This window comes from Streptomyces sp. NPDC006872, assembly GCF_040635845.1.
Classification (GTDB): domain Bacteria; phylum Actinomycetota; class Actinomycetes; order Streptomycetales; family Streptomycetaceae; genus Streptomyces.
This window is the reverse complement of record NZ_JBEYIL010000002.1, coordinates 639,444-653,250: the sequence shown is the minus strand read 5'-3', so window position 1 is coordinate 653,250 and position 13,807 is coordinate 639,444. Positions and strand designations below refer to the sequence as shown.

Annotated in this window: 13 protein-coding genes; all 13 read right to left on the bottom strand. The window is 72.7% G+C overall.

Features of this window, described 5'->3' with window-relative positions; genetic code table 11:
- Positions 1-43: 43 nt before the first annotated feature.
- The 13 genes from ABZ725_RS07925 to ABZ725_RS07865 all read right to left on the bottom strand — a co-directional run bounded on the left by ABZ725_RS07925 (position 44) and on the right by ABZ725_RS07865 (position 13,652).
- Positions 44-1,369 (bottom strand): hypothetical protein, encoded by a 1,326-nt coding sequence (locus tag ABZ725_RS07925; protein WP_358801860.1) that lies wholly within the window; start codon positions 1,367-1,369, stop codon positions 44-46.
- A complete protein-coding gene (locus tag ABZ725_RS07920) occupies positions 1,366-1,923 on the bottom strand; it encodes a phage tail protein (protein ID WP_358801859.1) in 558 nt (185 codons plus the stop codon). The genes ABZ725_RS07925 and ABZ725_RS07920 overlap by 4 nt, the downstream gene beginning before the upstream one ends.
- Complete coding sequence (locus tag ABZ725_RS07915; protein ID WP_358801858.1) at positions 1,924-3,870, bottom strand: putative baseplate assembly protein; 1,947 nt, start codon at positions 3,868-3,870, stop codon at positions 1,924-1,926.
- A complete protein-coding gene (locus ABZ725_RS07910; RefSeq protein ID WP_351917970.1) occupies positions 3,867-4,280 on the bottom strand; it encodes a GPW/gp25 family protein in 414 nt (137 codons plus the stop codon). Before ABZ725_RS07910 ends, ABZ725_RS07915 begins: the two co-directional genes overlap by 4 nt.
- A gap of 7 nt (positions 4,281-4,287) precedes the next feature.
- Entirely contained in the window at positions 4,288-4,569 is a 282-nt protein-coding gene (locus ABZ725_RS07905) for a PAAR domain-containing protein (protein ID WP_351917968.1), read from the bottom strand.
- A 51-nt stretch (positions 4,570-4,620) separates the two neighbouring features.
- The gene (locus tag ABZ725_RS07900) at positions 4,621-6,492 is read right to left on the bottom strand and encodes a VgrG-related protein (protein ID WP_358801857.1); all 1,872 of its coding nucleotides are present in this window, start codon (positions 6,490-6,492) and stop codon (positions 4,621-4,623) included.
- A complete protein-coding gene (locus ABZ725_RS07895) occupies positions 6,492-7,316 on the bottom strand; it encodes a peptidase M23 (RefSeq protein WP_358801856.1) in 825 nt (274 codons plus the stop codon). Before ABZ725_RS07895 ends, ABZ725_RS07900 begins: the two co-directional genes overlap by 1 nt.
- Positions 7,313-7,750 (bottom strand): phage tail protein, encoded by a 438-nt coding sequence (locus tag ABZ725_RS07890; protein WP_351917962.1) that lies wholly within the window; start codon positions 7,748-7,750, stop codon positions 7,313-7,315. The genes ABZ725_RS07895 and ABZ725_RS07890 overlap by 4 nt, the downstream gene beginning before the upstream one ends.
- A gap of 53 nt (positions 7,751-7,803) precedes the next feature.
- Positions 7,804-10,887 (bottom strand): hypothetical protein, encoded by a 3,084-nt coding sequence (locus ABZ725_RS07885; protein ID WP_358801855.1) that lies wholly within the window; start codon positions 10,885-10,887, stop codon positions 7,804-7,806.
- Positions 10,888-10,899: 12 nt separating this feature from the next.
- Complete coding sequence (locus tag ABZ725_RS07880; protein WP_351917958.1) at positions 10,900-11,043, bottom strand: DUF6760 family protein; 144 nt, start codon at positions 11,041-11,043, stop codon at positions 10,900-10,902.
- The gene (locus ABZ725_RS07875; protein ID WP_351917956.1) at positions 11,040-11,525 is read right to left on the bottom strand and encodes a hypothetical protein; all 486 of its coding nucleotides are present in this window, start codon (positions 11,523-11,525) and stop codon (positions 11,040-11,042) included. The genes ABZ725_RS07880 and ABZ725_RS07875 overlap by 4 nt, the downstream gene beginning before the upstream one ends.
- Entirely contained in the window at positions 11,525-11,968 is a 444-nt protein-coding gene (locus ABZ725_RS07870) for a phage tail protein (protein WP_351917954.1), read from the bottom strand. The genes ABZ725_RS07875 and ABZ725_RS07870 overlap by 1 nt, the downstream gene beginning before the upstream one ends.
- Positions 11,969-12,077: 109 nt before the next feature.
- Positions 12,078-13,652: a phage tail sheath subtilisin-like domain-containing protein gene (locus ABZ725_RS07865; RefSeq protein WP_358801854.1), complete on the bottom strand. Its 1,575-nt coding sequence runs from the start codon at positions 13,650-13,652 to the stop codon at positions 12,078-12,080.
- Between the last annotated feature and the right edge of the window lie 155 nt (positions 13,653-13,807).

The following is a 13,807-nucleotide window of genomic DNA, read 5'->3' as shown; positions in this document are numbered from 1 at the left end:
CGGCGGGGAGGAACACCCTGGCGCCGGGCGTCCGGGGCCGATGTCATCGCCGACCGAAGAACTCGACCTCCAGGATCGCCGAGTGCCGCGCCCTCCCCTCGACCCCGAAACTGGACCGGATGATGAACCGCACCGAGCTGACGTTCTTCCCCTTGAGGTCCAGCGTCTGCGGCCCCGGCTTGTCCTCCAGCTTGAGCTGCTTCTTCTCGACGGTGCCGTCCGCTTCGCCCAGCTCGACGTCGAGGACGGACGGCCTGGCCTGCTTGAGGAACTCGTCCTTGTTGATCGAGACCCCGATGTGGATGATGAGTTTCTGGAGCGTGACGGGCTGTTCGAAGCGCGCCTCCAGATCCTCACCCGCACCCGCGCCGGCCGACGCCGGCGCCCAGTAGGTGTTGCTCGCCCCGTCGAAGGCCAGGTTCGGCCCATGGTCCTGGAGGTGACTGGACGCCTCCGCGAACTTCGGGTTGACGGGGGTGGGTTTGGCCGTCCGGTTCCGGAGTGTGTCGATGAGGCTGCCCAGGTGGGGCCGGGCGAGGTAGCCGCCGCCGAGCAGGAGGACCAGCGTGAGCGGGATCGCGAGGCTCGGCCGGCGCCATGCCCGGGCCGGGGGGCGCTGCCCGGCCGCGAGCCGACGCGGCGGGCGGCGGCGGATCCGTCGCAGCAGTCGCGCCCACCACGAGAGCCGCTCCTCCGCCACCACGGGCGCGGAGAGAACGGCGCCGCAGCGCAGACACAGGGTGCGGGTACGGGGGTTGGCGTGTGCGCATGCCTGACAGACCAGGTCGTGGACCGGGGTCCGGGGGCGGGGCACGGTCACGGCGGTGTCCTCCGCCGGTGACGCGGGCAGGTCGTCCGGGTCCGCCGCCCGCTCACCGGGCCGCCGCACGGTGCCGGAGGTCCCGGGTTCCGCCGGTGTCCGGGGCCGGACCGGGCCGGTCGGCGCGGCGGGGACGGGCGGGACGGCGGGATGCGGGACAGCCTGCGCCGACGTGGATCCGGGCGGCTGGGTCCGGGGCTGCGTCGGTGCGGGCGCCGAGGTCTCCGGCCGGGGCGGGAGGGGAGCGGTCCGGGCGGTCGCCGGCTCCGGCACGGGACCGGCGGCCGCTGCTCCCTGGACGGACGGCCCGGAAACGGACGCGTCCGGTGTCACGGTGCCCGGCGCCACGGGTGCCGACGCCGCCGGGCCGGAGGCGGCGGGCCCCGCGACGGCCGCGTGGGGCGCCGTTCCCGTGCCCTGGCCGCCGTTCGCGGCGCCGGCGCCGCTCTGCTCCCAGTCCAGGAAGGCGTTGCAGGACGCGCAGAACGCCGTGCCCGGCGCGTTGTGGTGGCCGCAGTCCGGGCAGACCAGCCCGTCGGCGCCGCTCATGACGCGTCCGCGAGGGGCAGCAGTTCCGTGTGGTATCCGACGTGCGCCGGCACCTCACCGGCCACCAGCCGGCGCAGCCGCTCCGCGCCCGCCGCGTCCGGGTCGGCCACCCGGACCCGTACGGTGACCCGCGGCGGAGCCCCGGCCGGTCCGGGCAGGGGGCTGCCCGCCGTCTCGGACCACGACGTTCCGCCCGTCTCCTCGATCTCCGCCTCCGTGCCGAACTCCACCCGTACGGCTTCGGCGAGTCCGCCTCCCGTACCCCGCCTGCGGTGCCGTTCCACCGCCCCGAGGACCGCGCCCCGGCGCTGTCCGGCCGACTGTCCGTCGGCCGGGCCCGTGGCCACCCAATCGCCCATCCACGCCAGGAAGTCCTCCGGGGCGGTGCGCGGGTCGAGATGGGCGGGGAGGTTGTCGATGGTCAGCAGCACCGGCGCCAGTACGTCGTCCAGCGCCGCCAGGAACCGCTGGATGAAGTCCTCTCCCAGGTACACGGCGGGGAGCTGGTAGATGAGTGGATGAGGCGTGGGCAGTCCCTCGACTGTTCCGCGCATTCAGGCCTCCCGCATTCGGAGTTGGTGCTCGTAGGAAAAGACGAGGGCGTGCGGGTCGAGCACGATCTTGGTGACCGGGTCGGCGCGCTGCCCGGTCAGCGGGTCGGCCGGGAAGAGCCTGACGTCCTCGACGAGGTCGACGCCCGGCACCCGTTGGAGGACGGCGTACACCTCTCCGGCGTGGATCGGCCGCCCGAACGGCCAGCCCTGCCCGCTCGGTCCTCCGGTGATCGGGTTGAAATACCCGTACAGGGCGGCCAGCGCGGCGGTGCGGACCGGGTCGGCAGCCGCACCGCGGGACGCCAGGACGGACGCCACGACGGTGACACCCTGGTAGTAGGGCGGCTCGACCACCAGCCGGGTGCCGATGGTCCGGCGCTCGTCCAGGTAGTCGGCGAGGCCCCGCAGGGTCTCCCGGGGCGGCACCAGGTCGTCGAAGCGCAGCCGTCCCTGTTCGTCGCTGCGCACGGCCGGCACCAGCAGCAGCCGCACGCCGCCCTCCTCGCCCTCCCCCGCGGGTACGCAGGCGACGCGCGCCGCGTCCGGGGCGACCTCCCGGGCCAGCACCTCGTAGTCGCGCGGGACGACCGCCCGGTACAGGGTGCTCAGCGTCATGGGGCCGCGGACCTTGGCGCTCTCCACGCTCTCCCCGTCGACCCCGCCGACGGCGGCCCGCCGGTTCTCGGCCCGCGCGACGAACGGCAGCGAGGTGCGCAGCACCCGCAGCGTCCCCGTGGCGACGTTGCCCGCGCTGCCGCCTCCGGTCCGGTAGGCGCGGATCCGCACCGGGGCGCCCTTGGCCGGGACCGCGCCGTAGTAGCGGATCGTCCCGTCCGGCTCGCGAACGGCCGGGCCGAAGTCGATCCGGCCGGAGTTCGGGTCCAGCGTCAGATGCCGGTCGCCGGGTCCCGAGTGGGCGAAGTCGTCGACGCGGTGCCACTGCGACCAGTCCGAGCCGTCCGCCACCTCCACGACGAACGGCTCGTCGCCCGGGACGACGGGTGGCCGGGAGACGTGGAAGGACTGGCCGGGCACGCCCTCGGACAGGCCCAGGACCTCGTCCGTCACCGTTTCGGCGTGCACGGCCTCCACGGTCGCGCCGATGGTGAAGGCCTCGGCCTCGCGGATGGTCGGCGACTGCAGATAGGTGGGCTGGTCCGGCTCGGCGGAGACCAGCCGGCAGCGCACCCACCCCGCGGGCTGACGCGCGATCGTGGATTCCGCGTGGCCGGCCGGCAGATGCAGCACCACCTGGCCGGGGCGGTTGAAGCCGCCGGTCGTGTCCTCCTCGACGTCGCAGCGCGCCCAGGCCGCGCCGTCCCACGCCTCCCAGCGCAGCGGCGGGCGGCGCGGGTCGACGCCGACGCCGTCGACCCGGCAGTCCAGTCGCAGCACGACGACCCCGGCCGGGACGGGGTTGCTGAGGCCGACGTAGAGGGCGTCGCCGGGGACGGGCTCGTCGTCGAAGCAGGGCACGGCACGGCCGAGGGCGAGTTCCTGGGTGCGGTCCTCGGCCCCGCCGCCGGCGGGGACGGTCGCCAGCCTGGCCAGCCCGCACGGCACGATCGGCAGATCGTGGACGGTGGTGAACACCACCGCCTCCTCGGTCTCGGTGCGCACGGTGGCGACCTCGGTGCCGGCCCTGACCCGGACGGTCTCGGGCTGCGGCGCGGAGAGCCAGAACGCGACGTCCGTGCGGGCGGCGGTGGGCGGGTGCAGCCGGACGCCGATCAGATCGAGAAAGGCCAGGTAGTTCTTCTCCGGCACCCGGTTGAGGCGGTAGAGGAGCTGGTCGACCATCGTGGCGAACGCCTCGATCAGGGTCACGCCCGGATCGGAGACGTTGTGGTCGCTCCACTCGGGGCAACGCTGCTGGACGAATCGCTTGGCCTCGTCGACGAGTCCCTGGAACTTCCGGTCGTCGAGATGGGGGCTGGGCAGCGTCACGGGCCCGTTCCTTCCTCGTGTGCGGGGATCACATAGAACGGGAACACGAGGTTGCGGGGGTCGTTCGTGCCACGCACGGAGTAGCTGATGTCGATGTACAGCACGCCGTCCTCCACCGCGTCGAACCGGACGTCGATGCCCACGACCTCGATCCGCGGCTCCCAGCGGTCCAGGGCGAGCCGGATCTCGTAGGCGACCTGGCCCGCGGTGCCGGCGTCGGCGGGGGCGAACACGTAGTCGTGGATGGCGCAGCCGAACTCCGGCCGCATGGGGCGCTCCCCCGGGGAGGTGGCGAGCACGAGCCGGATCGATTCCTCGATCTCCCGCTCGCCGCGCACCAGGGCGATGCTTCCGGTGGCGTCGGTGCGCGGCGGGAACGCCCAGCCCGCGCCGACGAACTGCTGTCCCATCAGCCGCTCACCCGCCGATCAGGACGGTCGGGCAGCCCGCGATGATCGGCGCCCCGCAGGCTGCGGTGTCACCGATCCGGGCGGCGGGCTTGCCGTTGATCAGGACCGTGGGACACCCCGGCGGAATGATCACGGACGGGGGATGCACGGCGGGCGGCGGGAAGGCGCAGGCGTGGGTGGTGCCGACGGTGGCGGCGGGCATGCCCCCGATGAGGACGGTGGGCGCGCCGGGCGGGCCGACCGTCCCCGGGTGGCCGGTGGGGTCGCCGACGCGAGCGGCGGGTGGCATGGAGGTGGCTCCTTCTCGTCGTCACTTCGTCATGTCGGGGCTGGTGGCGGGTCAGTTGATCCGGACCAGGCCCGCGTTGATCGTGCAGGTCGCTCCGCCCTTGATCTCCGTGCGCGAGGTGCCGTTGACGGCGACCTGGCTGCCCTTCACCTCCACTCCCCCGCTCGTCTTGAGCCCGACCTGGCCGCTGCCGCCGTCCACCTGGACGCCTGTCTGGGCGGTCACCTTCACCGACTTGCCGGTCAGTTCGAGGGTGCCGTTGCCCGCGTCCATCAGTGCGCCGTTGCCCGCCTTGACGGTGACCTTGTCCTTGGCGTCGATCTCCACCGTGCCGTCGCTGTGCACGATGATCTTGGTGCCCTTGCGGTCGAGGTCGATGGTGAGCTTGCCGTCGCCGGTGACCATCCGTACGCCCTGCGGTCCGGAGGCGTTGTCGAGCAGTTCGAGCTGGTTGCCGCTGCGGGACGAGAACGACCGCCGGTTGACGGCGCCGCTGGTCCCGTCGATCAGCTCGCCGCTCGCCGTGGACGGTTTGTCCTGCCCGTTGAAGAGGCAGCCGAGCACGTACGGGCGGTCGAGCCGGCCCTGCTCGAACCCGACCAGCACCTCGTCGTTCACCTCCGGGGCGAACGCGGAGGTTCCCTTGCCGTCCTTGCCGCCGCCTCCGGAGGTCTGCGCGCACCGGGCCCAGTCGCTGACGTACTCCTCGGACAGCCAGGGGAACTTGACCTTGACGCGGCTGAGTTTGTCCGGGTCCTTGGTGTCGCAGACCAGACCGATGACGACGCCGTCCATCTCGGGGAGCCGGCCTCCCCGGCCCGCGGCGCCGCCGGCCAGCGCCGACAGGGAGCGTTCCTGCTGGCCCGAGACGGTCACCCAGGTCTCGTAGCCGCGCTGTGCGTCGAAGTAGTGCCGGGAGGCGGTGACGGTGTACCGGCCCTCGAACGGGGCGCCGACCCCGGACAGCGCGACCGCGCCGCCGGCCCGGACATCGGGATTGCCCTGGATGACCGCCTCCATCTCGGCGAACGACCCGGCGATCCGCTGCGCCAGCGCCTTGGCGACCTGCTCGACGCGGGCCTGCGCGCCGTAGGTGTTGTCGGTGACGAGGTAGTCGGCCTTCCCGAAGGGGCGCGCCGCGTCCGCCGGGCTGATGCCCAGTTGGACGGTGTCCGCCTTGCCCGCATCCGCAGTGGCGACCAGGGCGCGCTTGGTCTTGGTGTCCCAGCCGCGCACCTGGACCTGGGAGACCTGGTCGGCTGCGGTCACCCCGGCGCGGCAGCGCACCAGGTTCTTCCCGAGTTCCAGCACGAGCGGGTCACGGTCGGCGCGGGCCGAGGCGCCGGGCGCATCGGCCGCCTCGGTGGCCCTGGTGACATGCAGGGCGCCGTCGATCACATAGACCTGTGCTCCGGCGTCCTCGGCCAGGTCGCGGACGAACTCCCAGTCGGAGACGTTGGCCTGGGCGACGTGTTCGAGGACCGGTCCGGAGATGTCGATCGTCCCCGTCCCGAGCCCGGCGCGCTGGGCGACGCGGCGGCAGATGTCCGCGACGGTCATGTTCTGGTAGGCGGCGACCCGACGGCCCCGGAAGAGCCGGTGCGCCTTGTCCATACCGCGGACCACGGTGTATGTCCCGGTCTCGTCGAAGTCCAGCTCCAGTGCGGTCACCTCACCCTTGAGCAGCGGTTTCGGCGAGCCTCCCGCACCGGACGCGACCAGCAGCCGCGCCTCGGAGCCGATCTTGATACCGCCCTTGTCGAGCAGCACCCGGCTGGGGTCGCGGAACCGCAGGACGAACGTGTCGGGCAGGGTGCGGCTGTCGTCGACGTAGCCGTCCACCAGGGTGTTGATGAGGTCGGCGGGGAGCTTGGTCCCGCCGATCTCCACGACCAGGATCTTGGCGACGGTGTCATTGGCCATCAGAAGTCCTTCCGGCCGCCGGTCGCCGCGGACCCGTACGCGACGGGCTCCGCCGCCCCGCCCGGCACCGTGTCCAGTTCGTCGGCCGAGGGGAGCAGCAGTTCCCGCCCCTCGGCCAGTCGCATCGGATCGTCGATGCCGTTGGCCTCGGCGATGGCCCGCCAGGCCGCCGCGTCGCCGTACTCGGCCCAGGCGAGGCCCTGCAGCGTGTCGCCGGCGCGGATGCGGTGGACCCGGCGGGCGGAGAGCGCCCCCGAGGTCGGGTTCTGGCCGGCCGTCTCTCCGCTGATCTCCTCCATCGTCACCTGGCACACCGCGCGGATCGGCACCCCGGACGTGGTGAACAGCGTGTACTTGACCTGGACCTGGCTGACGTAGCCGGGGAAGCCGGTGATGCCGCCCCAGTGGAAGACCACCCAGGGCGGCGACGACCGCTGCGCCTGCCGGGTCTCGTTGGTCGGCACGCAACAGGCGAACAGGCTCTCGACGGCCTTGACGACTCTGGTGTCCTGGGTGTCGCTCGCGTCGAAGAACATCTCGACGGTGAGCTTGCTGGGCTGCGGCCCCTGGTACTCCGGCGGGCCCGCGCTCTTGGCGCCCTTGGCGGGAGTGCGTTTCCAGGAGGCCGACTTGCCCAGGCTGAGCTCCTTGGGATTGAACTGGAAGTCGATCCGGCCGCAGGGTCCACCGGGCGTGAGACTGCCGCCCGAGGGCGGGGTGCGCAGTTCGAGGTAGGCGTGCTCCAGCTTGGGCCGCGCGTTGCCGCCCCCGGCCGCCGCCGACTTGGCGCCGCCTGCCGCGCTGAACGCCACGGGCCCGCTCATGCTCCGGGCTCCATCGTGTACCCGTGGTGCGCGATCTCGATGGTCTCCATGGCGACCTTGGGCGACTCGGGATTGAACGACGGCCCGGTCCAGCGCACCGGCACCACCTCCAGCAGCCCCCAGCGGGCGACCATGATGTCGTCGCCGGTACGGGCCTCGATGTGCGCGGTCTTGCGGGCGAACCCGGTGGTCATGCTGGCGAACCACTTGGCCACCTTCTGGGTGTCCTTCGTCAGCGGCCGGGAGAGCTTGACGTTGGGGTACTTCAGGCGCGTCGGCAACTGCCAGACATGGCCGTTGTTCCCGCCCTCCTCGCGGGCTTCGAGCACCACCTCGCAGCCGAGCCCCTCACAGGTGTTGAACGACCCCAGCTCGATCCCGTCGATCGTGACGACGAAGCAGACGGTGACCGCCGGGTCCTGGGTCGTGGACATCCGATGCCCTGCCTTTCTGTTCTGTCGGTACCGCGTGCTTACCGGGGTCTCTGTCAGTGCCGGGTGTTGAGCAAGCTCCCGGCGCGTTCACGTTCGATGCGCAGCTCCGCCCTGAGCAGCCTGCTGAGGGGGGCGAGCAGGGCGCGGACCAGTTCGTCCGTGACCTTGGGGGCGCCGGCCGCGCCGGACTTCCCCGGGGCGGCGGCCGAGGTGGAGTCGCCGTCGGCGCCGACCGTCGACGCCGGTGGATCGACCGGCTCGGGCTGCGCCGGCGGGTCGGCGGGCGGCTCGGTGACCGGCAGGCCGTCCTCGGCGCGTTGCACGGCGGGCGCGATGAACTCCACGGAGCCGTCCGACGCCCACCGGGCCACCCCGGCGGCGACCGCCGCGGCCCCCGCGCTGTCGCCGGGCGGCGTGGAGACCGACGGCGCCTGTCCCCGGGGGGCCGGGGACAGGGGCGCCGTCGGGGCCGAGGGGTGTACGGGCGACGGATCGACGCCGCCGCGCTCCGTCGCCAGCCGCTGCAGCGGGACGGCGGGGCCGAGGCCGCCGGGATCGTGGAACGCCCGGGTGGACGGCTGGGTGTACGGCTGGGTGTACGGCTGACCGATGCCATCGGGGAGGACGGCGCCGACGCCTGGGCCGCCGGGGAATTCCGGGGGCCCGGGGAAACCGGGGCGGTCGGGCACGCCGTAGGACCGGGCAGGCGGGGCGCTGTCGGCCAGGGCCGCTACACCGGTGCCGACGGCAGACCGCTGCACGAAGCCACCGATGTCACCGATGTCACCGATGTCACCGGATGCGACGCCGGGGTACGCGCTCCCGCCGCCGCTCGCAGTGCGCCCACCGGGAGGGCCGCCGTAATCACCTGGGTCGCCGGGTTCGCCGAAGCCGTCGGCTCCGACGTCGGCCGACCAGGCACGGCCTCCCGATCCGCTCGCCCTTGAGCCGGACGCGCCGCCCCCGACCCGCTCCCATCGGACGGGGACCGCGGCCGGCGGCTCGGAGGCGACCGGCGGCTGGGCGGACCGGGCCGATTCCGGCACCGTGAAGAGCGGCAGCGACCGCTGCGCCACCAGCGGGAACACGGGGCCCGCGCCCCGGGCCGGCGCGCCGGCGCCGAACCCCGCCTCGGGAAGCGTGGCCTCGTCCACGGCGTCCAGCCGTCGCACCGGCATGGGCGACGAGGACGTCACCATCTCGCCGGGGCCCGGCGCCTCGGGCACCACCGTGTCGCTCACGGTGAGCGGTTCGGCGTCCCCGAGCAGCGGTGCCCGGTCGCCCTCCGCGGGCAGGGGTGTCGCATCGGTCGACGGGGTTGCGTGGGGCGAGCCGCCGGATACCTCAAGTCGCTGTACCGCGACCGGCCCCGGAGCCGCAGCGCCACCGGAACCGGCGGCGGGTCCGGAGACGGCGTCCGGGCCCGGGCCGAACCCTGGGCCTGGACCTGCGCCGAAGCCCGAGCTTGATCCGGAACCGAAGCCCGAGCTTGGTCCCGTGCCCGATCCGGAGCCGAAGCCGGCGCCAGGACCCGAACTCGGGCCTGGGCCGGTGCCCAGAGCGGGTACCGGACCGAGTTGCACCGTTTCGGTGCCGGGGCCGGTCGCCGTCTCTTGCGAGAGCCCGGTGCCGAGGTCCACCGGGTCCGTGGTCAACGGTGGCGTGTCGCCGAGCAGCGGCGCGGTGCCCTCGCCTTCGGACGACGACACTCCGGGCTCGGCCGGGCCGGCGACGAGGTCCAGCACCGTCGGCGGCTCCGGAGCGTGCGGGACGCCCGGGTCGTCAGGGGCCGCCGGTGTCTGAGGAACCTCCGCGGTTCGGGAGACGTAGACGTCGGAGGGGACGGAAGGGAACACGGCGGACCCGGTCGGCGGTGCCGCCGGGCCTGGCAACGGCAGGGCCGTGGGCGGCAGCGCGGCGAGCGGCTCGCCGAGACCCCGATGACGTGGCCGTGCCGGGGCGGCCGCGACGTCACGCTGCACGACGGGCTGTACGGCAGGCCCGACGCCCTCCATGCCACCGATGAGCGGAGCGGTGGGGGCGGCCTGCGGTGCCTGGTCGGCGGCCGGGCCGGTGCGCGGTGCGGCGAGCGGGAGCGAACCCGTGTCCCGTGACACCGTCGGCGGGGCGGTGAGCGACGCTTCGGTTCGCTGGACGACGGCGCTCTGCTCGCCCTGCCCCGCGTGCGTGTCGGGCGTGGCGAGCAGGTCGGCGACGGGCTCGTCCGGGGCTGCCGGGGCCAGGGGGCCGGCGTCCGTGTCCGGGACGGGCGGCGGAGCGACCGCCGCGAGTTCCCACGCCGGTGCGTCCGGTGACTCGGCGACGTTCAGGGGGCGGGTGGGTGCGGGGCCCGCGGGGGCTGCCGGGAGTGACCGCATGCGCATGACGGTCAGCGGAGCGAGCGGTGCCGTGTCCCGTGCCGCCGGGCGGGTCAAGGGAACGGTCGTCCGCTGGAGTGGCGTCTGGGGAAGCGGCGCCGGTTCGGCCACCCGTACGCCGTCGGGGGCCGACGAGTCACGGCCCGCGCCCCAGTCCGGGTCCAGGGTCGGGGTCGGGGTCGGGGTCGGCGCATGGTCCGGGTGGTGTGCCGTGCCGCCGGTCGGGGACACCGACCGGGAGACGACCGGGCCCGCCGGGCCGGCCGTGCCGTGCGGGGCACCGGGCCGGTCCCCGGTCCCTGAGGCGACGGGTGCTGACGCCACGTCGGTCTCGCCCGCCCACACCTGCGCGAGATCGGGATCCTGGGCGCCTCGCCATCCGTCGGACGCGTGTGCCTGTGCCTGCGCCTGCGGCCATATGCTCGTCCGCTGCACCGGCACGGAGAGTTCCGCCAGCCCGTGGCCGACGCCGGACGGCGCCTGTGCGCTGACGAGATGGCCGAGCGGTCCGGTGACGGTCGGGTCCTGCCAGGTACCCAGCCGCTGACCGAACCCACGGGGGTCGGTGAGCAGCCCCATGGGCGCGCTCAGGGTCCGTTGAACGGGTGGCGCCGACCGCCACCCGCCCGTGACCTGCGCGTCCGTCGCCGCGTCCGGTCCGGGTGACGTCGTCCCGGCGTCGGCGCCCGCTCGCGTCCCGGGCTCCGTGGCGCCCCGCGAGCGTTCACCGCTCCTCGTCAGCCAGGACAGCAGTCCCATCTCGGTGTCCTCTCACCGCCCGTTGAAACGGGCGATCTGCTCGACGTACCGCTGCCGTTCGGGGTGTTCCAGATCGAGCAGCTCTTCGAGCGGCCAGTGGAAGTGATAGGCCAGGTACGCGATCTCCTCGTAGAGACGCTCGACCGCGTACGTCACGATTCCCCCAGGCGGCCCCCGGCGAGGTCCACCGCGAAGTGTTCCTGGCAGGAAGGGCAGGTGACCGCGGCCCGGGTGTGGCCCTCCGCGTTGATCCGCCGGTAGAAGTCCTGGAGGAAGGCGAGGTCCGAGGCGAACAGGTCTTCCACGATGCCCGCGTGGACGTCCTCGATGGTGCCGATCCGGGTGATCACCCGGGCGACCAGGACCACCGACAGGTAGGCGGAGTTCTCCCGCACCCGGTCGTCCCGCAGCGGGATGAGCTCGTCCCGGGCGGTCGCCAGCCGCATCACACCGTGCCGGTGCACCGTGCCGGATTCGTCCACGTACCCCCGGGGCAGTTCGAAGGCGAACTCGGTGCGGAGCGTGTCACGCCCCGCACCGCTCGCGCCCTCGCCCTGTCCCCCGGAGTGGTCCTGCCCCGGTACGCCCGGGAGCGGCTGTGCCGCCTGCCGCGCCTGAGAGGGCATCGTCTTACGCATCACTCAACGTCCATGCTCTCGTACGTGATCGAGAGCTTCTCGGTGAGGACCGAGGTGTCGCCCGCCTTGAGCGTGCCGATCTCCAGCGACTTGGGCCAGCAGTTGATCAACTGGTAGCGCTTGATCGCCATGCCCTCGTAGTCGTACACGATGATCGCGCCGTTCTTGCGGGCGTCGCCCATCTTCCCGAACCGGGACGACTTGATCCACGCCTCGAAGCTGTTGTCCTCGGTCAGACCGCGGGTGACGGTGACCTCGCCGGCCTTGGGGCGGCCCGGCAGCTTCTTGATGGCGTACTTTCCGTCGGTGGTGTTCTGCTTGAGCTCGATGACGTCCTGTTCCATCTTCAAGCCGCTGACCTCGGTGATCTGTTTGATCACCACGCCGTCGAATTCCAGCCCGAAGGAGTGGCCGACCGAGCTGTCGAGTTCCGGGAGTGCCATCCCAGCCTCCATGGGTCATCTCGTGTGTGGAGCGGCGGGTCTTCCCCCGCCCCGGGACCGATCCGCGGGCTGCCCACTGCCGTCGGGCCGTCACCCGCCTGCCGTGCTGCTACTCGTCGACCGATCCCGTGCCGCCCGACAGCTGCGCCAGCCGGAACACCACGAACTCCGCGGGCTTGACCGGAGCGACCCCGACCTCGCAGATGACCTGGCCGGCGTCGATGCTCTCGGCGGGGTTGGTCTCCCGGTCGCACTTGACGTAGAAGGCCTCGTCCGGGGTCAGCCCGAACAGCGCGCCCTTGCGCCACTCGTTGACCAGGAACGCCGAGATGGTGCGTCGGATACGCGCCCACAGGGCGTCGTCGTTCGGTTCGAAGACGACCCACTGCGTGCCCGTCAGGATCGACTCCTCGATGTAGTTGAAGAGTCGACGTACGTTCAGGTAACGCCAGGCCGGGTCGGAGGACAGGGTGCGGGCGCCCCACACCCGGATCCCGCGGCCCGGGAAGGAGCGGACGCAGTTGACGCCGATCGGGTTCAACAGGTCGTGCTCGCCCTTGGTGATCTGCGTCTGGAGGCCGACCGCGCCCCGCAGGACCTCGTTCGCCGGCGCCTTGTGCACACCGCGCGACTCGTCGTTGCGAGCCCATACCCCGGCGATGTGACCGCTCGGCGGGACAAAGGAGTTACGGCCGACCGACGGGTCGAAAACCTTGATCCACGGGTAGTAGAGCGTCGCGAACTTCGAATCGAAGCCGGCCGTGTCCATCCGCCAGTTCTTGATCTGCTGCGGCGACAGCCCGGGGGGAGCGTCCAGAATGGCGACCCGGTCGCCCATCAACTCGCAGTGCGCGATCAGGGCCTGCTGCACCGCGATGACGGTCTCGTCGTCGACGATCCCGCGCTGGTGGGCGCTCATCAGGTCGGGCACGGACACCATCGTGATCTCGTCGATGGCCTCCAGCCCGCCGAAGCCCGTCCGCTGGTCCGCGTCACCGATGTAGCTGTCGGCCGACACCTCCACCGCGCCGGACCCGGCCGGAGCGGGGGCCGAGCCTGCCTTGGCCGCGAGCACGACCGTACCGGCGTCGGGCTTTGTCGACGCAGCGGCCCGGCTGACCTCCTCCAGGGCGATGATCTGCGACTTCTCTTTGACCTTGGTGACGACGTTGTCCTTGCCACGGCGGGTGGACACCGAGGGGTAGCTCTCCTTCTCCTCCCCGTCCACCTTGATCACCAGCTTGAACGCCTCGCTCGGCGGCGCCTCGCCCTCCGCGCCGGCGACCTCGACGGTGATCTCACCGGTGACGCCCGGCAGGGCCCGCACCCGGAAGCCGCCGAGCACCGCCTCGGCTGCGGACGCACCGCCCGCGGTTCCGCCGGCGGACCCGCTCGACAGTTCACCCGCGCCGCCGTTCCCGCTGTCTCCGATGCGGACGACGTAGCAGTTCCCGCCCCCGTTGGCGAAGTACCCGTACACGGCCGACGCCAGATAAGACCCCTCGACGAAGTCGCCGAAGGCACCCACGTACTGGCTCCAGTTGGTGACGAGCGTCGGCTCGTTCAGGGGCCCTTGCGGGGCGAAGCCGAGAAACGCGGCGACCGAGGTCCCCACTCCCTCGATCGGTCGTGCCCCGGCCTCCAATTCTTCGACATAGACGCCCGGGGACAGATACGACGGCATATCCACTCCTCCTTGACCTGCGGTCGAAGCTGAGTCTGACTCCGGCCCGCGATCACCTGGAACGTGTCGTCGTCCGCCGCGCGGTGCACAGCCCACTGCCCGATCAGGCACCCCGTCCTTCCCCCGGCCGTACCCACCCCTCTCGTGTACGAGTG

What these genes read in the sequence shown, in the direction of transcription:
- ABZ725_RS07925 (WP_358801860.1), bottom strand. Translation starts at nt 1,369, where the DNA reads ATGAGCGGCGCCGACGGGCTGGTCTGCCCGGACTGCGGCCACCACAAC.
- ABZ725_RS07885 (WP_358801855.1), bottom strand. Translation starts at nt 10,887, where the DNA reads ATGGGACTGCTGTCCTGGCTGACGAGGAGCGGTGAACGCTCGCGGGGC.
- ABZ725_RS07905 (WP_351917968.1), bottom strand. Translation starts at nt 4,569, where the DNA reads ATGCCACCCGCCGCTCGCGTCGGCGACCCCACCGGCCACCCGGGGACG.
- ABZ725_RS07920 (WP_358801859.1), bottom strand. Translation starts at nt 1,923, where the DNA reads ATGCGCGGAACAGTCGAGGGACTGCCCACGCCTCATCCACTCATCTAC.
- ABZ725_RS07870 (WP_351917954.1), bottom strand. Translation starts at nt 11,968, where the DNA reads ATGGCACTCCCGGAACTCGACAGCTCGGTCGGCCACTCCTTCGGGCTG.
- ABZ725_RS07890 (WP_351917962.1), bottom strand. Translation starts at nt 7,750, where the DNA reads ATGTCCACGACCCAGGACCCGGCGGTCACCGTCTGCTTCGTCGTCACG.
- ABZ725_RS07865 (WP_358801854.1), bottom strand. Translation starts at nt 13,652, where the DNA reads ATGCCGTCGTATCTGTCCCCGGGCGTCTATGTCGAAGAATTGGAGGCC.
- ABZ725_RS07900 (WP_358801857.1), bottom strand. Translation starts at nt 6,492, where the DNA reads ATGGCCAATGACACCGTCGCCAAGATCCTGGTCGTGGAGATCGGCGGG.
- ABZ725_RS07875 (WP_351917956.1), bottom strand. Translation starts at nt 11,525, where the DNA reads ATGCGTAAGACGATGCCCTCTCAGGCGCGGCAGGCGGCACAGCCGCTC.
- ABZ725_RS07895 (WP_358801856.1), bottom strand. Translation starts at nt 7,316, where the DNA reads ATGAGCGGGCCCGTGGCGTTCAGCGCGGCAGGCGGCGCCAAGTCGGCG.
- ABZ725_RS07910 (WP_351917970.1), bottom strand. Translation starts at nt 4,280, where the DNA reads ATGGGACAGCAGTTCGTCGGCGCGGGCTGGGCGTTCCCGCCGCGCACC.